Source organism: Citrobacter amalonaticus, assembly GCF_037053465.1.
Taxonomy (GTDB): domain Bacteria; phylum Pseudomonadota; class Gammaproteobacteria; order Enterobacterales; family Enterobacteriaceae; genus Citrobacter_A; species Citrobacter_A amalonaticus_H.
Genome location: NZ_JBALIF010000007.1, coordinates 13,315 through 35,082 on the forward strand (window position 1 = coordinate 13,315; position 21,768 = coordinate 35,082).

The 21,768-nt window shown below is 48.3% G+C and carries 22 protein-coding genes and 1 tRNA gene; 12 read left to right on the forward strand and 11 right to left on the reverse strand.

Annotated features, from left to right (window positions below):
- Window positions 1-13 precede the first annotated feature (13 nt).
- From WB371_RS13135 to WB371_RS13145, 3 genes are read right to left on the reverse strand one after another with little or no spacing between them, the layout of a single operon-like run.
- Window positions 14-1,207 (reverse strand): DUF4268 domain-containing protein, encoded by a 1,194-nt coding sequence (locus WB371_RS13135; RefSeq protein WP_336220518.1) that lies wholly within the window; start codon window positions 1,205-1,207, stop codon window positions 14-16.
- Window positions 1,200-2,579: a restriction endonuclease subunit S gene (locus WB371_RS13140; protein WP_336220519.1), complete on the reverse strand. Its 1,380-nt coding sequence runs from the start codon at window positions 2,577-2,579 to the stop codon at window positions 1,200-1,202. Before WB371_RS13140 ends, WB371_RS13135 begins: the two co-directional genes overlap by 8 nt.
- Window positions 2,569-4,275 carry a type I restriction-modification system subunit M gene (locus tag WB371_RS13145; RefSeq protein ID WP_336220520.1) on the reverse strand — a complete coding sequence of 569 codons (1,707 nt, stop codon included), beginning with the start codon at window positions 4,273-4,275 and terminating at the stop codon, window positions 2,569-2,571. Before WB371_RS13145 ends, WB371_RS13140 begins: the two co-directional genes overlap by 11 nt.
- Before the next feature lie 214 nt (window positions 4,276-4,489).
- On the opposite strand from WB371_RS13145, the gene WB371_RS13150 reads away from it, so the two are divergent.
- Window positions 4,490-5,464: a toll/interleukin-1 receptor domain-containing protein gene (locus tag WB371_RS13150; RefSeq protein WP_336220735.1), complete on the forward strand. Its 975-nt coding sequence runs from the start codon at window positions 4,490-4,492 to the stop codon at window positions 5,462-5,464.
- Window positions 5,465-5,504: 40 nt separating this feature from the next.
- Here the strand turns inward: WB371_RS13150 and WB371_RS13155 are convergent, their stop codons facing one another.
- A complete protein-coding gene (locus WB371_RS13155) occupies window positions 5,505-6,386 on the reverse strand; it encodes a phosphorothioated DNA-binding restriction endonuclease (RefSeq protein ID WP_336220521.1) in 882 nt (293 codons plus the stop codon).
- 434 nt (window positions 6,387-6,820) lie between these two features.
- Here WB371_RS13155 and WB371_RS13160 point away from each other — a divergent pair, with 434 nt between their 5' ends.
- From WB371_RS13160 to WB371_RS13185, 6 genes are read left to right on the forward strand one after another with little or no spacing between them, the layout of a single operon-like run.
- Window positions 6,821-7,786, forward strand: coding sequence for a WYL domain-containing protein (locus WB371_RS13160; RefSeq protein WP_336220522.1), 966 nt, complete (start codon window positions 6,821-6,823; stop codon window positions 7,784-7,786).
- Window positions 7,783-8,133: a hypothetical protein gene (locus tag WB371_RS13165; RefSeq protein WP_336220523.1), complete on the forward strand. Its 351-nt coding sequence runs from the start codon at window positions 7,783-7,785 to the stop codon at window positions 8,131-8,133. The genes WB371_RS13160 and WB371_RS13165 overlap by 4 nt, the downstream gene beginning before the upstream one ends.
- A 14-nt stretch (window positions 8,134-8,147) precedes the next feature.
- Entirely contained in the window at window positions 8,148-8,624 is a 477-nt protein-coding gene (locus tag WB371_RS13170) for a hypothetical protein (protein WP_336220524.1), read from the forward strand.
- Window positions 8,621-10,003, forward strand: coding sequence for a hypothetical protein (locus tag WB371_RS13175; protein WP_336220525.1), 1,383 nt, complete (start codon window positions 8,621-8,623; stop codon window positions 10,001-10,003). The genes WB371_RS13170 and WB371_RS13175 overlap by 4 nt, the downstream gene beginning before the upstream one ends.
- A 42-nt stretch (window positions 10,004-10,045) precedes the next feature.
- Window positions 10,046-10,507 carry a hypothetical protein gene (locus WB371_RS13180; RefSeq protein WP_336220526.1) on the forward strand — a complete coding sequence of 154 codons (462 nt, stop codon included), beginning with the start codon at window positions 10,046-10,048 and terminating at the stop codon, window positions 10,505-10,507.
- Between the two features lie 10 nt (window positions 10,508-10,517).
- Window positions 10,518-10,670, forward strand: coding sequence for a hypothetical protein (locus tag WB371_RS13185; protein WP_336220527.1), 153 nt, complete (start codon window positions 10,518-10,520; stop codon window positions 10,668-10,670).
- A gap of 27 nt (window positions 10,671-10,697) precedes the next feature.
- Here WB371_RS13185 and WB371_RS13190 read toward each other — a convergent pair whose 3' ends face one another.
- From WB371_RS13190 to WB371_RS13205, 4 genes are all read right to left on the reverse strand, one after another.
- Window positions 10,698-11,090, reverse strand: a complete 393-nt coding sequence (locus WB371_RS13190) for a putative zinc ribbon protein (RefSeq protein ID WP_336220528.1) — start codon at window positions 11,088-11,090, stop codon at window positions 10,698-10,700.
- A 79-nt stretch (window positions 11,091-11,169) separates the two neighbouring features.
- On the reverse strand, window positions 11,170-11,733 hold the full coding sequence (locus tag WB371_RS13195; RefSeq protein WP_336220529.1) for a hypothetical protein: 564 nt from the start codon (window positions 11,731-11,733) through the stop codon (window positions 11,170-11,172).
- Between the two features lie 428 nt (window positions 11,734-12,161).
- Window positions 12,162-12,929 carry a hypothetical protein gene (locus WB371_RS13200; protein ID WP_336220530.1) on the reverse strand — a complete coding sequence of 256 codons (768 nt, stop codon included), beginning with the start codon at window positions 12,927-12,929 and terminating at the stop codon, window positions 12,162-12,164.
- A 192-nt stretch (window positions 12,930-13,121) separates the two neighbouring features.
- On the reverse strand, window positions 13,122-13,343 hold the full coding sequence (locus tag WB371_RS13205) for a helix-turn-helix transcriptional regulator (RefSeq protein WP_336220531.1): 222 nt from the start codon (window positions 13,341-13,343) through the stop codon (window positions 13,122-13,124).
- Between the two features lie 457 nt (window positions 13,344-13,800).
- Between WB371_RS13205 and WB371_RS13210 the strand changes: the two genes are divergently transcribed.
- Entirely contained in the window at window positions 13,801-14,937 is a 1,137-nt protein-coding gene (locus tag WB371_RS13210; RefSeq protein WP_336220532.1) for a hypothetical protein, read from the forward strand.
- 61 nt (window positions 14,938-14,998) lie between these two features.
- Here WB371_RS13210 and WB371_RS13215 read toward each other — a convergent pair whose 3' ends face one another.
- Both WB371_RS13215 and WB371_RS13220 read right to left on the reverse strand, forming a co-directional pair.
- Entirely contained in the window at window positions 14,999-16,267 is a 1,269-nt protein-coding gene (locus WB371_RS13215; protein WP_336220533.1) for a tyrosine-type recombinase/integrase, read from the reverse strand.
- 200 nt (window positions 16,268-16,467) lie between these two features.
- Window positions 16,468-16,552 (reverse strand) — tRNA-Leu (locus WB371_RS13220).
- A gap of 198 nt (window positions 16,553-16,750) precedes the next feature.
- On the opposite strand from WB371_RS13220, the gene ahr reads away from it, so the two are divergent.
- The gene (gene ahr / locus WB371_RS13225; RefSeq protein WP_336220534.1) at window positions 16,751-17,770 is read left to right on the forward strand and encodes an NADPH-dependent aldehyde reductase Ahr; all 1,020 of its coding nucleotides are present in this window, start codon (window positions 16,751-16,753) and stop codon (window positions 17,768-17,770) included.
- A gap of 24 nt (window positions 17,771-17,794) precedes the next feature.
- Here the strand turns inward: ahr and idnK are convergent, their stop codons facing one another.
- Window positions 17,795-18,337, reverse strand: a complete 543-nt coding sequence (idnK, locus tag WB371_RS13230) for a gluconokinase (protein ID WP_336220535.1) — start codon at window positions 18,335-18,337, stop codon at window positions 17,795-17,797.
- 216 nt (window positions 18,338-18,553) lie between these two features.
- On the opposite strand from idnK, the gene idnD reads away from it, so the two are divergent.
- The 3 genes from idnD to idnT all read left to right on the forward strand — a co-directional run bounded on the left by idnD (window position 18,554) and on the right by idnT (window position 21,754).
- On the forward strand, window positions 18,554-19,597 hold the full coding sequence (idnD, locus tag WB371_RS13235) for an L-idonate 5-dehydrogenase (RefSeq protein ID WP_336220536.1): 1,044 nt from the start codon (window positions 18,554-18,556) through the stop codon (window positions 19,595-19,597).
- Window positions 19,598-19,608: 11 nt separating this feature from the next.
- Complete coding sequence (gene idnO, locus WB371_RS13240) at window positions 19,609-20,373, forward strand: gluconate 5-dehydrogenase (protein WP_336220736.1); 765 nt, start codon at window positions 19,609-19,611, stop codon at window positions 20,371-20,373.
- 61 nt (window positions 20,374-20,434) lie between these two features.
- Window positions 20,435-21,754, forward strand: coding sequence for a gnt-II system L-idonate transporter (gene idnT / locus WB371_RS13245; RefSeq protein WP_336220537.1), 1,320 nt, complete (start codon window positions 20,435-20,437; stop codon window positions 21,752-21,754).
- Window positions 21,755-21,768: the final 14 nt, after the last annotated feature.

Genomic DNA, 21,768 nt, shown 5'->3' on the forward strand with positions numbered 1-21,768 from the left:
GTAACGTCCTGTATTAAACGTGTTCAGCTTCTTCTATTATATTTTCTACTTCATCATGCCCGTTAAAGGTTTGCTTAATCAACTGGTTAAGCTGTGGCAGATACGGCGAAAGCGCATCCTCAAAACGGGTCATATGTTCCACCAGCCAGTCGATCATTTGCGGCCAATTTTCCTGCTGGAAACCATCTATTTTTTGGCGGTATTGAATACGGCAGGCTTTTTTACCAGGTAGCGAGAGCCACTCCAGTGGGTTGCCGAATACCTCTTCGACAGATGTGCGGTGTTGTTCCAGCCAGTTCAATGCCATGGTGTTGATGTCTGCCGATGCTCGCGAAATCCATAATTCTACGCGGATTTCCTTCTTGCTGAATATTAGGCTATACGGCATACCACTTATGCCGGAGCCTGCACATAACCAGTGATCCATAGACGGGCTGATGTTGTTATACAGCGTACAGTCGCTGGCATGAAATTTCTCCAGCATCTGAGTCCAGAAAGCCTTGCGCAAGCGTTGGCTCTGTTTCAGTTCACCGCTGGTTGATTGTTCTTCTGCTTCCTTCTGAGCCATACCGATCATGTAGGATTCGGCTTCCGGTGTGGGAATAACCTGGCGGATGTCGATGAATACATCATTTCCATAACGGTAAGGCGTGACCTTAAAGCACTGGACACGGATATTGAACTGCATCAGCCAGAGCGCGGTATTGGTGACTTCCTTGCGGAAATTTGCCGCAACCATCATCACGCGCTGGGAACGGCTTTGGTTAATTTGCACTTCATCCAGGCTTTCATGTTCAAGAAATTCAGCCAGCACGTCAGCCGCAGGACGCGTTTCTTCTGGTTCGTTCTGATCGAGGTAACGCTGGAAGATCTCTACGATATGTTCTTTGCGAAGGTTCGCACAGTAACCCGCATATTTAAGTGCCTGCCAGACGACATCGCGCCCGGAATCGTCGAGCTTGTTCTCGATGATCACCAGATTACCGTCTTTGTCGATCGCCAGCAGATCGAGTCGCTCTTTGGTGTCGTCAAACCCGGCAAACTCTTTCTGGATGATAAGCAGTTCATCATCGCTGTTGCGGGTCAATGCCTGCGGATGCTTCGCCAGCCATTCCTGTAAGTGGTAGCGTTCGGTGAAGCCCGCGTTAGTGAAGGTGGTTTCCTGAAGCGGTTGCAGGCTATTGCTGGGCTGATCGACCTTAAACATAGTCAGCTTCCTTGGCTATTTCCTCGGCTTCCGGTAACGTAATTTCACCGGAGAGGAGTTTGGGGAGCAGGGTGTCGCGGAGTTGTTCCAGTGATTTATTTTGTCTAAGATTGTTATGCTTATAAGCAAATAGCTCTCTGACATAATAGTGGAAGCATTCTATTAGGTTTTTGCTGCTGCTATGATCAATAGGAATGGTACACGGGGTAGATAGTATAACCTCAGCATTAACTGCTGGATATGCTCCGCCATCGGCTAAATGGGCCAGACGTTCGATATTATCCTTAGATGTTGCACAGATATAAATAAACGAACTAAAGTGTTCATGTTTTGGCGTTAATACTGCAAAACCGGTGCTCCCAGTCAGGCCCTCTTCAGCAATAAAGGCATATGAACCATTTCCTGGCCTCACAGTTCCTACAATAGTGTCACCGGGTTTTAATATTCTACGGGCACGACTTGGCGCATCAGAAAATAAGAAATCTTCAGTTGAATGAATAATGCCCCATTTTGTGTTTGCTAAATCAACATACTTTAATGATTCTGGAGCATTCTTCTTTGACCAAGAAGAGTTATTAAGTAATGCAAGATACGATAAGTCCGTACAAAACCATCCAACAGGAATCTCTCCTAATTCGCTGTCTTGCATCGCTGGCGGGAACAACTCTGCTATAGCTCTAAGTTCGGCATATTTTTCAGGATACTCTCGCTGAAATACAGCTAAAGAATCAGCATCTTTCCCAGAAATCGCTGTCATGGCAGCAAGCGTTGCATCTTTTTGTGAACCACCTGCTTCCAGCACCGCGATTTTGGCTTTTACCGGTTCAAAATCGACAAACCAACTTTTGAAAAGGGCTTGCGCCATTTGTTCGAGAGTTTGGTTTATTCCATTGTTATTGAATACTTTCTCTTCCTGTGATTCAATAAACTTACTTATACGATAAGCATCGTCAACTGATAAAACATCAACAGAAATATTATTAATCAGATCTCTACTAACATTTGGAAAAGTTGAGCCTGTAGCCGCAGCCAGTAATTCAGGCAGACAGGCTTCTAATACTGCTTTAACATATGGAGTAGGATATCCGTTTCGGCCCCGTATTGCAGCAAGTCCTCGACCTATACAATATTTTTGATCAGAATAGTTCATCTTCCCAGTTGTTGAGCCGCGAACACAAAATAAAATATCGCCTGGTAACGATGTTTTTTTTTCAAACGCAGTATGCTGCACCGGCAGAGGGTAGCGGTCGGTAAATTCAGTAGGCCCATTCAGTAAAGGTAATCCGATCCCCTCATTATTAACCTCTTCACCTTTAGGTGATTGACCCATAATTATTTCTGCGATGTGTGAGAATTGGACCTTAAAACTCATAACCCAGCTCCCCTAAATTCACCTTAATCTGCGCTTCCAGTTTGGCGCTCTCTTCTAGCTGGTCTTTAAGCTGTGCCGTCAGTCGCGTCATTTTTTCTGCAAATGGCTCATCATCTCCTGCCTGCTCGGCAGCACCGACATAGCGCCCAGGCATCAGTACAAAATCATTTTTCTGAATATCTTCAAAGGTTGCAGAAAAACAGAAACCAACTTCATCTTCATAATCTTTATCCGTCTGCCAGGAATGGAAAGTATCGGCAATCTTTTTGATATCATCCGTTGAGAAATCACGCAGTACGCGGTCTTTCATAAAACCAATTTGGCGAGCGTCAATGAACAACACCTCACCTTTACGATGCGCTTTTCCGTTACCGCCTGATTTATCTTTGGTCAGCAACCAGATACAGGCCGGGATTTGGGTGTTGGTAAACAACTGACCCGGCAAGGCCACCATACATTCCACCAGATCCGCTTCAATAATCGCCCGGCGAATTTCCCCTTCACTGTTGGTATTAGAGCTCATCGAACCATTTGCCAACAACAACGCCATCGAACCTTTCGGTGCCAGGTGGTGGATCATGTGCTGCATCCAGGCAAAGTTGGCGTTACTCTGCGGTGGTGTACCGTACTGCCAGCGCACGTCGTCTTCTAGCTTCGCATTCCACCACTCTTTCATATTGAAGGGCGGATTCGCCATAACAAAATCGGCACGTAAATCCGGGTGCTGGTCGTTCAGGAACGTATCGGCGTTTTGTTTACCGAAGTTAAAATCAATACCGCGAATCACCATATTCATCGCAGCCAGACGCCAGGTGGTAGGGTTGGACTCCTGCCCGTAAACGGAGATATTGCGTTTTTGTTCAGCGGCGTTGTAATGCTTTTCATCAGCGTGTGCTTCGATAAAGCGATCGCTGGAAACGAAGAACCCACCAGACCCCATCGCAGGGTCATACACGCGGCCATTGTAGGGCTGGAGCATCTCAACAATCAGCGTAACGATGCTTTTCGGCGTGTAATACTGGCCGCCCTGTTTACCTTCCGCCAGTGCAAACTGACCAAGGAAGTATTCGTAAACGTGACCGAGAATATCTTTGCTCTTCAAATTGAGCTTCACGCCATTGTATTTGGGTTCGCTGAAACTGGTATCGGAGAAAACGTTAATCAGGCTGATTAACAGGTCGTTACCAAGCTGATAATGCCCGATACGGTTAAGGATGTTTTTCAGTTTCGGGTTGCTGTTTTCGATAGTATCCAGAGCGATATCAATCAGCTTCGATACTGACGTCATGACGATATCTTTGCCGCTATCGTCTTTCCCCAGAACCGTCCCTACAGGCAGAGCAGCATTGGTTTTAAGCGTTTCCCAGCGAGCCAGTTTGGGTACCCAGAAGACGTTTTTCTCAGTGTAGTAATCCTGAACCTCCAGCTCTTCTGCGATCGCCTGCTGGTACGCCTCTTCTGTGTCGTAATCGTCACGAGACAGCGCGTAAATGTTGTCTGGGTTGGACTTGTCTTCAAACAGTCCTTTCAGTTCCTTCTGGCGGGCGTCAAAGGCATCTGAAACATACTTCAGAAAGATAAGCCCCAGTACCACATGCTTGTAGTTGGCTGCGTCCATATTGGCCCGTAGCTTGTCTGCGGCTTTCCAGAACTTAGTATCCAGATCGTTCAGAAATTGCTGTTCAGCGTTGTCCATCAAAACCTCAAAAAATCATCTGTGCCTGGTTCGATGTCCAGGTTGGGTAAAATCGGGGAAATTACCAGAGATCATACTCTGACGTCAGAGCGATACCAAGATGAAGGACCAGATTCCTCATCAATAACTTGTGGCAAAAGGTAATTACTCTTTTACACTTATGGCGCAAAATGACGGTATTTTCTTGTTTCTCTACCGGAGTCTTTTACGCCCTATGACCACTCTCGTTTTTTCCTATTCTCATGCAGATGAAGCCCTACGCAATGAGCTTGAGAAGCATCTTTCCCCCCTGAAGCGCATGGGAAAGATCAACACATGGCACGATCGCCGCATCGTTCCAGGGCAAGAGTTCGAGAACCAAATAGACCACTACTTTTCGCAGGCAGATATTATCCTGTTGCTAATTAGCAGTGATTTCATCGCTTCTGACTATTGTTATCAGGTAGAGATGACCAACGCACTGGAGCGGCATAAAAAAGGTGAGGCGGTGGTCATTCCGGTGATTTTAAGAGAGTGTGCCTGGCATCAGTTGCCATTCGGCAGCATCATGGCAGCGACAATCGACGGTAAAGCCATAAGCAGGTTTGCCAGTCACGATGAGGGTTACGTACAGGTCGCCGATGCTGTCTCCCGAGCCATTGCCAATTTGGAAGCGAAAAAGCCGCAGCAGATTGTGCACGCACCAGCTCCGGCTAACCCAATGGTTCAGGCGACGGATACAGTTTTTACGCCGCGTTCCAGCAATCTTTCTCTACCAAAGAATTTTACTGACCTCGATAAAGATCGCGCCCGTCGCGAGGGTTTTGAGTATGTCGCTCGTTACTTTGCAAACTCGTTGGACGAACTCAAAAAGCGCCAAGCAGGGCTAGATGTTGATTTTCATCGGCCTGATGCAGATTCTTTCACTTGTGCCGTGTATATCAACGGTAGCAAGGTTGGTCAGTGTGGGATCTGGCTCGGAAGTCGTCACATGGGATTCGGGGATATCTGCTATAGCCAAAGCGGCGTGACTCACAACAGCTGCAATGAAAGCCTGAGTGTTGCAGATAATGGGCAAACCCTTGGTTTTCGTCCGATGATGGGCATTTTTGGATCGAATGGTTCAAGAGATTCGTTACTCACAAACGAAGGAATGGCAGGACACCTTTGGGATATGTTCTTCGCAACAATACAACAGCGAGCGCGTTAAGAGCTATATGACTCAAGGGCAAGCAGCCATTGCCCTTGAGTTAATTCTTCAATACGCCCCTGAACACCTCTCTCCGATGCCACTCAACAAACCCATCACCAGGATAATTGTCCTTAATTTGCGGCAACGCGATCTCTTTACCCGCAAAATCCCAGAACAACCGCTGTACCACCCCGCCACCATTTACCGCGTCGGAAACCACCACGCGCATATTTTCATCCAGCCCAATCGAACCGCGATCAAAGGCTTTATGGTGGATCGCGCACAATGCGAGGCCATTAGGCACTTCACAGGGACCGTGATGTTGCTTCCATCTGATATGAGCAGCTTCAAGGGCTATGGGCGCATTGTCGTGTCGCATGTTGAATCCGCAGATTGCGCACTGATAGTTATAGGCACGCAGTACCATCTGGCGGAACTGTGGATCACGCTGTCTGAGGGTATGCTGGATATCAAAGCCCATCTCATCAGCAATATCATCCTGAATGCTTGTCGGGAAATGGGCTTCGAGGATCTGATGTGCCAGTGAGTCGATTAACTTACGATTTTTAACCAGCAGAGCAAAATTGTCGGCATCAAAACCACCGGCAACGTTATGTTCGGCGAGTTCGCGTCGGGGAGGCTGATGGCTACCGGTGGTTGAGCACAGTTCTGCATTTTCAAGTTCCCAAAAACCATCGCCCTTCAGCCGCCAGAATGGCATATCCGGGCGCTGCTCGCGGCGCTGCGGCCCGTAGCGTTCCAGGAGGTCTGACAGCGGCTCATGAATTTCAGCACTATAATTAAACAGACGAGCATGCCCCTGCCGATAATGAGAAAGGACATACAGCAGCAACAAAGGCTTATGCGGCGCTCGCTGTTCGCCTTTGCGCCAGATAGTAATTTTTGATACAGCCTGCTTGAGCGTTTTATCGGAAACCATGATGTCGGAAAGTCCATGCATACATATTTGCGATGATGCTCGCAACATACTGTGCAATCAAGGCGTTGTTGCACAGAAAGCGACCTGAGCATGATCATTAAATGCGCTGAATCGCCCCTGGCACCCACAACATTGCATCTGACAGCATTCCTTTCGTTTTTAGCTTTTTTACTGACAGAGCAATGGCACCAGTGTTCTTCGTCCTTTCAATCAAAAAATCACTTCTCATCAATAAAATATCCTCATTAACGATAAGGATAGTCGATCGATAAGATCTATAACTTTCGCCATACCTTTCAACGACTGACAGTATGATCGGCAACCATTCCGGCCAGGATAAAAAATTTTGCTGACACCATTGCCACGCTGACAAGTCCTGTCAGCCGTTGTTGGTATGTTGCCTGCACTCAGAACTATGCAGAGGGATGGCTGTGATGGCGAAAGATTTAAAGGCAGATGCAGAAAGCAAAATTGCCGGGCGTGTGGCTGAGCTCATGTTCATGCTGCTTCAACATGATTCTGTGACGCGCTCACAGGTGACAGAGCAGTTAAATATCGATGTGCGCACGTTTTATCGCTATCTGCGCGCCCTGCGAACCGTTGGATTGATGCATCGGGTGGAAGGCTCGACTTATGCACGGACACCCACTGCCAACAAGATGATGCAGTTTGGCCTGCTACGCTCTTTTGCCGATTTCGTTGACGTCAGTAAGTTCCTGCCTGTTGGGCGTGCCGATTTCTGGCAAAAGCTACCGACGCACATGAATGAAAACTTTATTACTATCACCACTCCTGCCAATGAAGAAAGCGTACAGCAAGATTTGCAACGCCACTTTCCTCATCTGGAAAAAGCTATTCGCGAACATTACCGCTGCCGGATGACGTATAAAAAAGAAAATACCCTCCGTCACGTAGAACCTTACCGTCTGTTTTATCTTCAGGGTGTTTGGTATTTAACCGTAACGGAACAGCAGCAGATAAAAACATTCAGACTTAGCGGGATTGAATGGCTGGATGTATTGCAGGAAACATTCACTCCCGACCCAACTATTGACGCCATCTTAATCCAGCAAAAAACTCCCTGGTGCAGTTCGGAACAAATAACAGTAACGGTGAGCGTTGCCGATAATGTCGCTGACTATTTTCGTTATCAGGAACAGTTACCAGAGCAGGAGATTATCAAATCGCTGCTCGACAGTTCCCTGCTGCTAACCACAAAAGTTTCCCATCAGAAGCAGCTGTTTCCAATTGTACGATTTTGGCTACCACACATGCGGATAGTTGAGCCAATGGAGTGGCAGCAATTATTCGAAGAAGAACTCAGAAGGGCGCTTGAAACTACAAGCTCCGATACTGGGAACTTAACCCCCGGCGCAACAGATTTACAGGAGCATCCATGAATCAGGATACGGACATCATTATTTATCTCTTTCAACACATCAATAAACCATTACTACAGGAATTGATTACTAGAAAAACATCATTTGAAATTCATAAATTTGGCGATATGCGCGATATATCAGTCACCGTCGAGACAATTGAAAGAATGCTTGAAAGTGAGGGACTAAAATACCGAGTCTACGACGATATCCCCACGGCAAACGTTCGTTTTGATCCTTACATGCCCAAACCGACAGGCTTTGTTGACCTTATTCGCACTCTCGCCAAGCTAGCCCGTGGTGACAAATTTTCAGGTTACAGGCTGGGGAAATCATTTAACTCGCTGTCCATTATCTGGCGGCAATAACCGGAAGAAAAATTATGAGTGAATTAACCAAAGACGATGTTGAACGTATGAGACAGGAAGCGACGCATGAAGTACAAAGCGTTCTTAACGAACTGGAAAACGATTATCCAGGGATCACAGAAGGATTGTCCACATCCTTGGGAGCTGGTTTAGGGGGAGCTGCAGCCTTTGGCGCATTGTATGGGCTGGGAGTGACTGGCGTTTCCGCAGCCGGGATCACCTCCGGGCTGGCTGCCGCTGGGAGTATTGTCGGCGGCGGCATGGTTGCCGGTATTGGCGTACTGGCCGCGCCTGTTGTGCTATTAGGTATTGGTGGCTACACCCTCGCGAAGAGAAAGAAAAATGCAAAACTGGCCGCTGCATTAGGTACTGCTATCGGCAAACTCTACGCCATTCAGGAGCGGCTTCTCGCCAATGCCGAGTACTTCAAAAACGAAATCATCACGATCCGGGCCACCATCGACCTGCTGACCAAAAAGAAACCAGCATGAAAAAACTGCCGTATCAGAATGAGATTAAAGCTATCAGGTTGCTACAGGATCGCGGGGAAGAAATTTCCCGCGCCCATACAACAATTGGCAGTGAACTTGATGAGATCCGGCAACAGCTGGCGCTGCTGGGTGGCGATGCGGTTATTGATTCGCCAGAATTTACTGAGGCGAAAGCGCGTCATACGAACAACCTGACATCTGAAACGCAGGAGCTTTCTCAAACGCCGCTTAGCGAGATATACCGTCAGTCAAATTCCCGTTTTGAAGGTGCAGCCCGGCTCAGCGATATCCTCAGCACAGATGACATGCAGACCACGGATGCACGGCTGTCCGGGCATATTGCTGAATTTAACCGCAAGTACAGCCTGGACGCCTGGGATTACGCCATTGCAGGGTGTGGTGGACTGTTCGCCGCTATGCTGGACATTCTGTTTGTTAAAGCGCCACCGAAACACACAATGGCATGGACCCAACAGGTTGATGGGGTATTCAACCAACAGGTACAGAAAGCCTTTAACAAGTTTATCCCCCCAGAGCTCAGCGACATTCTAAGTACGAAGTACACCATCGGCGCGCCAGATTGTTCAATGACACAGGACCTTTTAGGTGCCAGTGGCGCGATACTTAATCCTAAGAACCATCGCCTGAAAGCCCTTTCCCACGATCCTATACTCGGCTTTATTTTTGGCGTCAGGGACATGATGGATAATAAATGCACGGTTGTGCATAACGGTATTATCACTCGCTACCCCTCTTCCAAAGCCTCTGTTGAAGGAAGTGTGTTTCAGCTACTGGGGAGGATGTTCGGCCACTTGCTTTCTGATGTAAACGCACCATCAGCCCAAGGTAACCGGGGCATGGGGCTTCCGGCACCCTTTATGGGGCTGCTGCGTATGCTGGAAGGTATTCCCGTCGACGAGTCAAATTTCGGGAAACAAATCGAGTTTATGTACATCAGCGGCTACGACTTCCGACAATTTATCGTCACCAGCATTCCCGTAGCGATAATGGAAGTGCTGATGCGCGTCTTTTATATCGCAAAACAGATGTTCGTTTACAAAGTCTCCTTTACCGATGCTTTAATGGACACGCTCCCCCTGAAAATGAACCCTCGATTTCGCATGATGCTGGCACTTGCCTATGGCACCAGCAGCGCAGTGAATGCAGGAAAGATGTACATCACTGGAAATATCCTTAACGCCAGTTATGCCTCGTGGATAGGCTTAGCCTGGAACGGCTTTCACGCCATGAAATGGGCGCTGCTCGATCGTCATCTGGCTCTTTGGAAAGGCATTGAAGTTTCGGAGATCGAGCGAATTGAGCAACTGACGGCTGACCTCGACAAACTCACGCTGCGAGCCATCCAACTGCCTGTGTAGTTCAGCATGATTAGTACATAAACACTGATAAGGAAATTAAACATGAAAACTAAAACGTTAGCTGCGTTGGTTGCTACGTCATTCTTACTGGCTACAGGCTTCGCTCACGCAGCCACCTCCGTTTCGTCCTGCAAACTGAAAAACGGCAGCGCCATCGCCGTCGATTTTCATGGTATCGGTGTGGATTACATCCATACCAACAAAGCCGGGACTGTCGATTTGCGCCTTCCTGCTACTGCGTACGGCTATTTCAATGCCATGAACGGAAACAGTACGCTCTACTACCGTTTCGCCAAAGGGGATTACAGCTATGTGGTGATCTCTCTTGATGCCAAAGGAAATGTCTGGGATGGGCTGACGGTCTACAAAGGTAAGAAACTTATTTCCCAGCAACAGTGTCAGGGCTATTTCGATACTCCACTGGCCGAGCCTGATCCTAACAATGGTGTGATCAAAAACGAGTCCGACTCGAAAGAAGCCGAAACCTTCAGTTATACGCCATAGACCGGCACTCATGCCTGCAATCCCTGCCCTGTTAATCATCTTCGGCGTGCTCTGGCTATTAGTCAGGCACCCGAAGCGTTTTATTGTCGTCTGGCTGACGATGATGGGTATCGCCATTTTGTTTATCAGTGGCATCCTGTTCGTTGCGTTTTACCTGCGGTAACAGCGATGGGGTTACATGCCCCGCCATTCAGGCAACTACCGGCACTTCTACGCTGTAAATCCCCAGCCCACATTTCGGGCAACATTTTTCCCCGGAGTAAATATGCTCGCACTGTACGCAGCGCCATTTACACGTGACCACAACAGGCGACGCCTTCCGGAGGTGCTTACGCAATTCCAGTATCTTTCGCTCTTCCAGCGTGAGGTCATCAAAAAATGCACACTTACGCAGTTGCGATTCATCGAGCATTCGTTCGTCATGCTCAAACCAGGGCTTACAGCGTGGATCTTCGGCTCGCAAAAGCAGTGAGCAGTTACAGTGAATACAGCTCCAGCTATCATTCAGCGACTGGCTGGCGTCTTGCGACCTGACAATATGCCCGGCCTTATTCAAAGCCATAAATGCTTTACGTATACGCATAGAATACTCCTCCCCCATCTCACGAGCAGAGTCGGTCGCTTTAACAGATGGGGTAATCAGACGGATGGATGGGAATGGATTACGGCTTACGTGGACGACCACGGCCATTTGGCTCAGGTACGTCACTCAGGCCAAAGCAGTAGTTGCGGTAATCCTTCTGCTCCTCCTTCGCCAGATAACCGAGCGCACGCTGTAACTGTGTCCGCTGAGTTTTATCGTTGTGGTTCAGTACCCGTTGACCGTCGAAAATGTGGTACCTCTGACGCTTAGAGCCATCAAAAATCCAGCCGTCGCCCTGGGTAAAGCAACGCCACCAGTCTGTTAGTGCATAGATGAATTTGTTGGGTGCCCGGTGACGCTGAGCATTGAGATAAAACACCGCATGGAAATGGATACCGTGGCGCGGGGTAAACTCCTGCACCCAGGCATAACCGACTATGCCATCCAGCTCATGTAAGGCGTACTCGGCCAGCCGGTGCATCTCGCAGCTCAGCCAGTCATCACGTCGCTGATGGTCCAGCGTAGTATCTCGCTGATAGAAGAAATCCATACGAAACGGTTTGAGTCGGGAATAGGTTTTTTGCAGGTCGGCGGCATGTGAACTGATGAGCGACATCAGATGTGGATCGATGGTGTATGACATGATTTATTCCAGGTTGTGAATGGTTACATGTCATGGGTAAGCGCGATAATTTTTTACGGCGGATATTCTGATAACTCTGTAGCTGATTATTATCGTCTGTCAAAACATTTCATATTAATTCTGAGCGACACTCAAGTGAAAAGAACACATTTCCCCTTTGATACAGAATAAGTGAAGTACGATGCGATACAGACCGTTTCATTGGTAACATTCAAATCACCATCGAACATCTATTATCGTATTTGATTATTAACAGGCCAGCATTAATATTGTCTGGCAATAATATCCAGATATAACAAAGAGACACTACCAATAACATTAACAAGCCTTTAATCTGCGTGTTCAGTTATCTCGTCAAATATGTTCAAATATAACTAATCGACAAAAAAAGCCCGCACCGACATTAATCGATGCCGGCTCATAAAAAATCAGAGTCGGGAATAGCAGACGTTATAACCATCGTCATCGTCACTTAGACGTTCCCACTCACCTACTACGGCCATAATGACGTTTAACATCAGTTTTTCAAGACCCGTTGCCCACCAGATGGAATAACGCAGCCACTCGTTTGGAGACGCTTTAATACCATCGACAGCAAAGTTTTCTGCCACTATTGCGCGGGCTTCATTCGCCAGTAAATAAGCAATGCCATCAGGCAATGCCCGTCCATATGCATTTATTTGCTTTAACAAATTGCAGGCATTATCACGCCACCAGAGATACTGCGGATTCTGGCGAAAAACATCGCGACGCCATGCCAGACGGGTATTTGTCAGCGCCCAGATTTCCAGCAATACATTGTGCTGCTCCTCAGTCGTCGTGCATTCAACGGACTGGCTACTATATAACCGACGTGACGGCGAAATCCCTTCTGGAGCCAGAATGGTCGCATTTTGCTGAAAGCACGCCAAAAGCGGCTCGTGGCATTCTGCCCGGTAAGCATCCAGGCCTCTGAGCGTCAACACCAGCAGCGCGTGTTCTGTCATCGAACGCAGGTGAACGACTCCACAAGTCTCGTTATCCGTCTGGCAGATTAGGGACGTAATCTCTTCCATCAGCACGGTTTCCTGAGGCAATTCGGCCCCATGGCCTTGCGTACCTGATTCAGAAAACTCAGCTAAATCAGCCTGCTCAAGGATATCTTCGCCATTCTGAATCAGAGCCGCAAACAAGTCGTGGTTAAAGTAATCAGGCATACCGGCACTCTCCATAAATAGAATTAAAGAAAACGCCGTCGGGCATTGAGGGTTTGAAGTTCCGCTCCCGGCAGCGTGTTACATACCGGGAGGCAGTTACGTAAAAAAACACAGAGGGAGGCCCAGCCAAAGGCAGCACGAAGCCGTCCATGGCTGGGTTTGAGTTGAAAGCATTGAGATATAGCGAGGGGATTAAGCGGCGTTAGCGACGCCACGGGAAGCAGCGATGCGTGCAAGCAGCCAGGCTTCGATTTCACTTTTCAGCCAGCGCGATGCGGAGCCAATCTTAATCTGCTTAGGGAATTTGCCATCCCTTATCAGTTTGTAGATGAACTTGTCGCTGGTGCCGATAAATGCGGTGAGGAATTTCATGTCGACGAGCTGGTCGTTGAGTAGATCAGTAGTAGGGATCATGGTGAATTCTCCATTGGAAAAAGGGTATGGAGAGCGAGTGATAAACAGGTTGATGATGGTCATCTGAGGCCATCCGGTTGCTCTCAAATACATCAAACAAGTGTGTGAAAATTTATATGCTCATCGCAGTAGTGTCAGTGAAAGATGTATAATTGAAAGTACAGAGTGAAATTTCACTACTTCCACCCTTTAGCCACGTCAGAGATAGAAAATGTGAATTGCCAAATCAAGAAACAAAAACCAGTAAAAACAATCACATAAAGCATAAAAGATAATTTAAAGATTATGAACTTTGATATTAAAAGTATCCTTTTAAAGAATTCACGTATGTAATGAATAATTTTAATTATTATTGTTTAAACTTAATGCGTGATTCACATCACTTAAAATATGCTTTCACGATTATAAAGTATGAATACTTCTCTTTAAATTATTACGAAATAAATAAGCGATAAATATGAAAAATGATTTTTCATTCATACCAAGAATGAATAAAGATGGAACATTCACATCAGAAAATGTTGTCAAACAAGGCGACGAGGTGTATCAAAAAATCAATGAATATTGCCTGACGAAGGTACTAAAATCCCCTAGTGATTCCAGTATCCCGGAGCGAGATTTGCAGGCAATGACAGCAAAGGATGCCAAAAGAAGAAACGCATATTTAGCTACTTGTACAGGTGTTTCGTTCGATCTAAGTCGGGAAATAGTGGGCATGCTCAGACAAATTCCTTCGGGTAAGGTCATAACCCCCAAAAGATTTCAGTATCTGTCTGAACTTGTTTACCCCCAAATTGCCAGTAAAGAACGACTTCTCAAGCAACTCATCGCTCAATACCACGATGTACTGGTTACGGCCAAACATGCAGGTAAAAAGCCTGCATCTGTGCGCTGTTCTTTGTTATTGAATTCGAATCTTATATTAGTCCCTAGGTTAATCGATGGAAACCCCAGGGAATTAACACATACGCCAAGATGTGAAATTTTCAACAATGACATGATGCTTCGCTATTACCTCAAGCGATTTAAAGAAAACATCCAACAACGTGCACTTTATAAAAAGCATGTAATGGGATATTTCTGGGTAAAATGCCATCTTAAAAATCAGAACTCTGTTTATCTCCATATGAATATGTATATTGATAATAAATTTGAAGAAATAAACATCATCGATATGATCAGAGATATATGGGAGAACGTTACCACTGAAACAAAACCTGGAGAACGACAGATTGACAAGATAGGACGTACACCTAGAAAATTAGCCAATTTATTTTACAGTCCTAACCCTGGTGGTATATTGTTTTATACCAAGAATAAGGATATTCCACTTAATTTTATCTCTAACGATACTACACATGATGTTGCTTATTCTGCGGGAGTAAATTTAGCAGAGCATTCCGGCACAAACCAGGTTATTCCTATGTTAGAAGACTTTGACGGCACCCTATCCGTAGCGATTAAAAAAGTTACAGAGCCAGGAAATGCAGCAAGATTCCAGGCTTATCTTTTACACTTGGCAAAAACATCTTGTTTTCTTCCATGGTCAGATGCGTTCGCGGCATCAAAAATTACCGGCTCAATAAAGAAATAAGTCACTCAACAAAAAGCGCTATTCGTGTATTAATAGCGCTTTCGTTGATGATGCACATTCGTTATTCTCTGGTGGGATTATTTATCTTCGCATAATCAAACGGGCTAATCCCTTTCCCTCGATTCGCATCCAGAAAGTCAGCCCACCATTGCAGCATCAGCTTGCGCTCATCCAGATGCTCGGCCTTATGAATATACGCAGCCCTCACCGAGTTACGTTCCATATGGCTCATCTGGCGTTCGACGGCATCTCTAGACCAAAGCCCTGATTCAATCAGAGAGCTACAGGCCATAGTACGAAACCCGTGTCCGCAGACATCCACTTTTGTATCATACCCCATCACCCGCAGCGCACTGTTGACCGTGTTTTCACTCATCGGTTTACGCCTGTCGTGATCGCCAATAAAAATCAGCTCATGCTCACCACAGAAATGCTTTATCTGCTTCAGGATTAGCAGCGCCTGCTTAGATAACGGCACCAGGTGCGGCGTATGCATCTTTGATCCCCGGTGAGAATGCTTAACACCGGGAATAGGATCTCGTTCTGGCGGGATCGTCCACATCGACGTTTCAAAATCGATCTCCGACCAGCGGGCAAAACGAAGTTCGCTGGAGCGAATAAAGATCAGCAGAGTGAGCTCCGTTGCCCAGCGGGTTAATGGCCTGCCGGTATAACCATCAATTTTTTGCAGCAACTCAGGAATACGTTTTAGTTCCAGCGCCGGACGATGCTTACGGTTAGCAGAGGCAACCGCTCCGGCCATTTCCTGCGCAGGATTGTAGTCGATTAATCCACTCTGCACTGCGTAGCGCATAATTGCCGTGGTGCGCTGCTGAAGACGCGATGCCACTTCAAGACGCCCGGAAGCCTCTACAACTTTAACCGGTGCCAGCAAATCGCGAGTGCCAAGCTCGGTTATCTTTCGCGCCCCGATGGCCGGGAAAATATTGTCTTTCAGGCTTTTCAACACGCGGTTAGCGTGATCTTCCGACCATGTTTGGTTAGTAGCGAGCCACTCTCTGGCAACCTTCTCAAACGTAAATACCGCTTTCGCCTGTTCCTCTTTCACAGCACGCTTGTGTTCACGGGGATCGATACCCGCAGCCACCAGCTTTCTGGCCTCTTCCCTTTTCTGTCTGGCATCGGCCAGTGAAATTTCCGGGTAGACGCCAAATGCCATCAAGTGCTGTTTACCGCCAAAACGGAAGCGGAATCGCCAGTACTTTGAGCCGTTGGGATGAATCAGTAAAAACATGCCGTCGCCATCAACGAGCGAATACTCTTTTTCTTCTGGTTTTGCAGAACGCACCTTTGTATCTGTCAGGGCCATAACGGTTCTCCTTCCGTCGCACTGCGGTGAGTATATAAACAATATCGAATCAAGATATATGCTCACATCTATACTCACAAGCGAATTGATGTGGGGGGATTTGGATTTACTTCAGTTGAGAGGAAAAATGCGTAAGGCCTTGCAGATACTGGATTTCAGGCACAAAAAAAGACGTCCGTTGACGTCTATTGATGTTCCGATGGTGCCGAAGGCCGGACTCGAACCGGCACGTATTTCTACGGTTGATTTTGAATCAACTGCGTCTACCGATTTCGCCACTTCGGCACTGAAGAGGTATGCGGAAAACGTTGTGGATTATACCTGTCGTACGCCACCATGCAAGCAGTAGCGAGTCTCTTCTCCGCTAAGTGTCGAAAAAATCAACATGCTTCCCTTCGTCCACTTCTGAATCCCCCTTCTGTAAAGCGACGCCGTTTGCCATGCTCTACACTTTTCAATTCAACACACACTGAGGGAAACACGATGGCGAAGATAAAAAGCTATGCCGCAAAAGAGGCAGGTAGCGAACTCGAACTCTTTGAATACGATGCGGGCGAACTCAAGCCGGAAGATGTTGAAGTACAGGTCGATTACTGTGGGATCTGCCACTCCGATTTATCAATGATCGACAATGAATGGGGATTCTCTCAGTATCCGCTGGTCGCCGGGCACGAAGTGATCGGTCGCGTGGCGGCGCTTGGCAGCGCGGCGCAGGATAAAGGCCTGAAGATTGGGCAGCGCGTAGGGATTGGCTGGACGGCGCGCAGTTGCGGGCACTGCGACGCCTGTATCAGCGGCAATCAGATTAATTGTCTGGAAGGTTCGGTGCCCACCATTCTCAATCGCGGCGGGTTTGCCGAGAAGCTGCGCGCTGACTGGCAGTGGGTGATCCCCCTTCCGGACAGCATCGATATTGAATCTGCCGGTCCGTTGTTATGTGGAGGCATCACGGTGTTTAAACCTTTGCAGATGCACCACATCACCGCCACCAGCCGTGTCGGGGTGATCGGCATTGGTGGGCTGGGACACATCGCCATCAAGCTCCTGCACGCGATGGGATGTGAAGTAACCGCATTCAGCTCTAATCCGGCGAAAGAGAAAGAAGTGCTGGCAATGGGGGCCGATAAAGTGGTGAACAGTCGCGATCGGCAGGCGTTAACCGCGCTGGCGGGCCAGTTCGATCTCATCATCAACACCGTCAACGTCGATCTCGACTGGCAGCCCTACTTCGAAGCACTGGCCTATGGTGGCAACTTCCATACCGTCGGTGCCGTGCTGAAGCCGCTGCCGGTGCCTGCATTCACGCTGATCGCCGGCGATCGCAGCATCTCCGGTTCGGCGACCGGTACACCGTATGAATTACGTAAGCTGATGAAGTTTGCCGGACGCAGCAACGTCTCGCCAACGACCGAACTGTTCCCAATGTCGCAAATCAACGACGCCATTCAGCACGTCCGTGATGGTAAAGCCCGCTACCGCGTGGTGTTGAAAGCCGATTTCTAATCATCAGGCCCAGCGCGTTAATGTTCAGATTGATGCGCTGAGTCGCTCCCGCACGTGACGAAAAGCCAGCACCGCCTTCTCACACTGCGCCGTCACGTTCTCAATATCATGATTGATGTCGATACGGGCAATATCTGCTTCATCTGCCTGCGGACGTTCCAGCGCCTCAAACTGACTTTTCAGTAACCCTACCGGCATAAAATGCCCGGCCCGACGCTGCATCCGTGCCAGGATAATGTCGTAGTCACCATCCAGCCAGAGAAAATGTACATGCGGACTGCCCTGACGTAAAAAATCGCGATACTGTTTTTTTAATGATGAGCAAACAATAAACCCGGTCTCATTTTTTTTATAAAGGCTGTAAGAGGCGTCATTTAATCGTTCCAGCCACGGCAAACGGTCTTCATCCGTTAACGGTATTCCCTGAGACATTTTGTCAATATTTTTCGCGGGATGAAGATCGTCACCATCTATGAATTTCGCCGATAATAACGCAGCCATTTTACTGCCAATTAATGATTTACCGCTTCCTGAAACACCCATCAAAATATAGCTTTCTCCGGCCATGTAAAAATCCCCTGGTTATATTCCATGACGCGATACTACGCTCGCACAATCATCGATTTCACGTTTTTTTATTTCTATAGATAAGAATTATAAAGCGCATCACGTTATGCGTAACATTGTAGTGTAACAATTTTTCAGCGTGACCATGATCACAAATAACAATAAACAAAACCGCTTAAATGCCTCTGAACAAAGACCTGACCCAGTGAGGCATTTATGGAAGTGAAAACTCAATCCTGCGTTGTCGCGGGTAAGCGTGCTGTTGCCGTAACACAACAGAATATTGAATGGAATAACCAAGGCACACTCGTAAAAATAACCCGAGGGGGAATTTGCGGTTCCGATTTACATTATTACCAGGAAGGAAAGGTCGGTAATTTCACCGTAAAATCACCGATGATTTTAGGCCACGAAGTTATTGGTAAAGTGGTCCATAGTGATTCTGGAAAATTACATGAGGGGCAGCCCATTTCGATTAATCCGTCGAAGCCCTGTGGTCGTTGCAAATATTGTCTGCAACATGAAGAAAATCAGTGTACGGAAATGCGTTTCTTTGGCAGTGCGATGTATTTCCCGCACGTCGATGGCGGTTTTACGCAATTTAAAACGGTGGATACCGCCCAGTGTATTCCTTATCCGGAACATGCAGACGAAAAGGTAATGGCCTTTGCCGAACCGCTGGCAGTAGCGATTCATGCCGCACATGAGGCAGGCGATCTGCAGGGAAAAAAGGTGTTTATCTCCGGCGTTGGCCCCATCGGTTGTCTGATCGTCAGCGCAGTGAAAACGCTGGGCGCAGCGGAAGTGGTTTGTGCAGATATCAGCGCTCGCTCCTTGTCGCTGGCACACCAGATGGGTGCCGATACGCTCATTAATCCACAGCAGGAGTCGCTCGACGAGTGGAAAAAAGAGAAAGGCTATTTCGACGTAAGCTTTGAAGTGTCAGGACATCCCTCTTCTGTCACTACCTGTCTGGAAGTGACTCGCGCAAAAGGGGTGATGGTGCAGGTTGGCATGGGCGGCGCCGTGCCGGACTTTCCGATGATGATGCTGATTGGCAAAGAGATCTCGCTCAAAGGCTCGTTCCGCTTTACCACCGAGTTCAACACCGCGGTGTCGTGGCTGGCGAATAACGTTATCGATCCGCTGCCGCTGCTCAGCGCCGAATATCCGTTTACCGACCTGGAACAGGCGCTGATCTTCGCCGGGGATAAAACCCAGGCGGCGAAAGTTCAGCTCGTATTTGAAGACATTAAATAAGGAATAGCATGATGAACGATCTTTTTTCACTGGACGGCAAAAACATTCTGATCACCGGTTCAGCTCAGGGGATTGGTTATTTACTGGCGACCGGGCTGGGTAAATATGGCGCACAAATTATCGTGAATGATATTACACCGGAGCGGGCGGAAGCGGCGGTCGTCAAATTGCAACAGGAAGGGATCCGCGCCGTAGCCGCCCCATTTAATGTCACCCATAAAACAGATATTGATGCCGCGATTGAACATATTGAAAAGGATATTGGCCCGATTGACGTTCTGGTAAACAACGCCGGGATCCAGCGTCGTCACCCGTTTACCGAGTTCCCCGAACAAGAGTGGAATGATGTGATCGCCGTTAACCAGACCGCCGTCTTCCTCGTCTCCCAGGCGGTAACCCGCCGGATGGTGGCGCGTCAGGCCGGGAAAGTCATCAATATTTGCTCCATGCAAAGCGAACTGGGCCGGGATACCATCACCCCCTACGCCGCATCAAAAGGTGCCGTGAAGATGCTGACTCGCGGTATGTGCGTAGAGCTGGCGCGGCATAACATTCAGGTTAATGGTATCGCACCAGGATACTTCAAAACCGAAATGACCAAAGCGCTGGTTGAAGATGAAGCCTTCACCTCATGGCTGTGTAAACGTACGCCAGCCGCACGCTGGGGCGATCCGCAGGAGCTGATTGGCGCTGCGGTGTTTCTCTCTTCGAAAGCCTCCGATTTTGTGAACGGACACCTGCTGTTCGTCGATGGCGGCATGCTGGTCGCTGTGTAACCGCAGCCCCTCTACGCAGCGCGCAGGCGCTGCTTTTTTGGCACACATAAGAGATAAGATTATGCCATTAATCATAATTGCGACAGGCGTCGCGTTGCTTCTGGTCCTGATGATTGGCTTTAAAGTCAACGGCTTCATCGCGCTGGTTCTGGTGGCAGCCGTCGTAGGATTTGCCGAAGGGATGGACGCGCAGGCCGTTTTACATTCCATTCAAAGCGGGATTGGCGGCACCCTGGGCGGGCTGGCGATGATCCTCGGTTTTGGCGCGATGCTGGGAAAATTGATTTCCGATACCGGGGCCGCGCAACGCATCGCCACAACCCTTATTGATACGTTCGGGGCAAAACGCGTGCAGTGGGCGCTGGTCATCACCGGGCTGGTTGTCGGCCTCGCGATGTTCTTCGAAGTTGGTTTTGTCCTGCTGCTGCCGTTAGTCTTTACGGTGGTAGCCTCTTCCGGTTTGCCATTGCTGTATGTCGGCGTACCGATGGTTGCCGCACTCTCGGTGACGCACTGTTTTCTGCCGCCGCACCCCGGTCCCACCGCCATTGCGACAATTTTTGAAGCCAATCTCGGCACGACGCTGCTCTATGGATTCATTATCACTATTCCAACGGTGATTGTCGCAGGCCCGCTGTTTTCAAAATTTCTGACCCGCTTTGAAAAAGCGCCGCCGAAAGGACTATTTAACCCACATCTGTTCACCGAAGAGGAGATGCCGTCTTTCTGGAACAGTATCTTTGCTGCGGTGATCCCCGTCATACTGATGGCCGTTGCCGCAGTTTGTGAAATTACGCTGCCAAAAAACCATTCGGTACGGGTATTCTTTGAGTTTATCGGCAACCCTGCGGTCGCGCTGTTTATCGCCATCGTACTGGCTATTTTCACGCTGGGCCGCCGCAATGGCCGCACGATAGAACAGATCATGGATATTGTCGGTGACTCTATCGGCGCTATCGCCATGATTGTGTTTATCATCGCAGGCGGTGGGGCATTTAAGCAGGTTCTGGTGGACAGCGGCGTGGGCCAGTATATCTCGCACCTGATGACCGGCACCTCGTTGTCGCCGCTGCTGATGTGCTGGACAGTCGCGGCGTTGCTGCGTATTGCGCTGGGATCGGCGACAGTCGCCGCGATCACAACCGCAGGCGTGGTGCTGCCGATTATCAACGTTACCCATGTCGACCCGGCGCTAATGGTGCTGGCAACCGGGGCGGGTAGCGTAATCGCTTCGCACGTTAACGATCCGGGTTTCTGGCTGTTTAAAGGGTACTTTAACCTCAGCGTGGGTGAGACGTTTAGGACGTGGACGGTAATGGAAACGCTGATTTCAATTATGGGGCTGCTGGGTGTACTGGCACTGAACGCCATTCTGCATTAAAGCGTGATTAACAA

Excerpts from the sequence above, each read along its gene's own strand:
- WB371_RS13135 (WP_336220518.1), bottom strand. The coding sequence starts at position 1,207 with ATGTTTAAGGTCGATCAGCCCAGCAATAGCCTGCAACCGCTTCAGGAA.
- WB371_RS13140 (WP_336220519.1), bottom strand. The coding sequence starts at position 2,579 with ATGAGTTTTAAGGTCCAATTCTCACACATCGCAGAAATAATTATGGGT.
- WB371_RS13145 (WP_336220520.1), bottom strand. The coding sequence starts at position 4,275 with ATGGACAACGCTGAACAGCAATTTCTGAACGATCTGGATACTAAGTTC.
- WB371_RS13150 (WP_336220735.1), top strand. The coding sequence starts at position 4,490 with ATGACCACTCTCGTTTTTTCCTATTCTCATGCAGATGAAGCCCTACGC.
- WB371_RS13155 (WP_336220521.1), bottom strand. The coding sequence starts at position 6,386 with ATGGTTTCCGATAAAACGCTCAAGCAGGCTGTATCAAAAATTACTATC.
- WB371_RS13160 (WP_336220522.1), top strand. The coding sequence starts at position 6,821 with ATGGCGAAAGATTTAAAGGCAGATGCAGAAAGCAAAATTGCCGGGCGT.
- WB371_RS13165 (WP_336220523.1), top strand. The coding sequence starts at position 7,783 with ATGAATCAGGATACGGACATCATTATTTATCTCTTTCAACACATCAAT.
- WB371_RS13170 (WP_336220524.1), top strand. The coding sequence starts at position 8,148 with ATGAGTGAATTAACCAAAGACGATGTTGAACGTATGAGACAGGAAGCG.
- WB371_RS13175 (WP_336220525.1), top strand. The coding sequence starts at position 8,621 with ATGAAAAAACTGCCGTATCAGAATGAGATTAAAGCTATCAGGTTGCTA.
- WB371_RS13180 (WP_336220526.1), top strand. The coding sequence starts at position 10,046 with ATGAAAACTAAAACGTTAGCTGCGTTGGTTGCTACGTCATTCTTACTG.
- WB371_RS13185 (WP_336220527.1), top strand. The coding sequence starts at position 10,518 with ATGCCTGCAATCCCTGCCCTGTTAATCATCTTCGGCGTGCTCTGGCTA.
- WB371_RS13190 (WP_336220528.1), bottom strand. The coding sequence starts at position 11,090 with ATGCGTATACGTAAAGCATTTATGGCTTTGAATAAGGCCGGGCATATT.
- WB371_RS13195 (WP_336220529.1), bottom strand. The coding sequence starts at position 11,733 with ATGTCATACACCATCGATCCACATCTGATGTCGCTCATCAGTTCACAT.
- WB371_RS13200 (WP_336220530.1), bottom strand. The coding sequence starts at position 12,929 with ATGCCTGATTACTTTAACCACGACTTGTTTGCGGCTCTGATTCAGAAT.
- WB371_RS13205 (WP_336220531.1), bottom strand. The coding sequence starts at position 13,343 with ATGATCCCTACTACTGATCTACTCAACGACCAGCTCGTCGACATGAAA.
- WB371_RS13210 (WP_336220532.1), top strand. The coding sequence starts at position 13,801 with ATGAAAAATGATTTTTCATTCATACCAAGAATGAATAAAGATGGAACA.
- WB371_RS13215 (WP_336220533.1), bottom strand. The coding sequence starts at position 16,267 with ATGGCCCTGACAGATACAAAGGTGCGTTCTGCAAAACCAGAAGAAAAA.
- ahr (WP_336220534.1), top strand. The coding sequence starts at position 16,751 with ATGGCGAAGATAAAAAGCTATGCCGCAAAAGAGGCAGGTAGCGAACTC.
- idnK (WP_336220535.1), bottom strand. The coding sequence starts at position 18,337 with ATGGCCGGAGAAAGCTATATTTTGATGGGTGTTTCAGGAAGCGGTAAA.
- idnD (WP_336220536.1), top strand. The coding sequence starts at position 18,554 with ATGGAAGTGAAAACTCAATCCTGCGTTGTCGCGGGTAAGCGTGCTGTT.
- idnO (WP_336220736.1), top strand. The coding sequence starts at position 19,609 with ATGAACGATCTTTTTTCACTGGACGGCAAAAACATTCTGATCACCGGT.
- idnT (WP_336220537.1), top strand. The coding sequence starts at position 20,435 with ATGCCATTAATCATAATTGCGACAGGCGTCGCGTTGCTTCTGGTCCTG.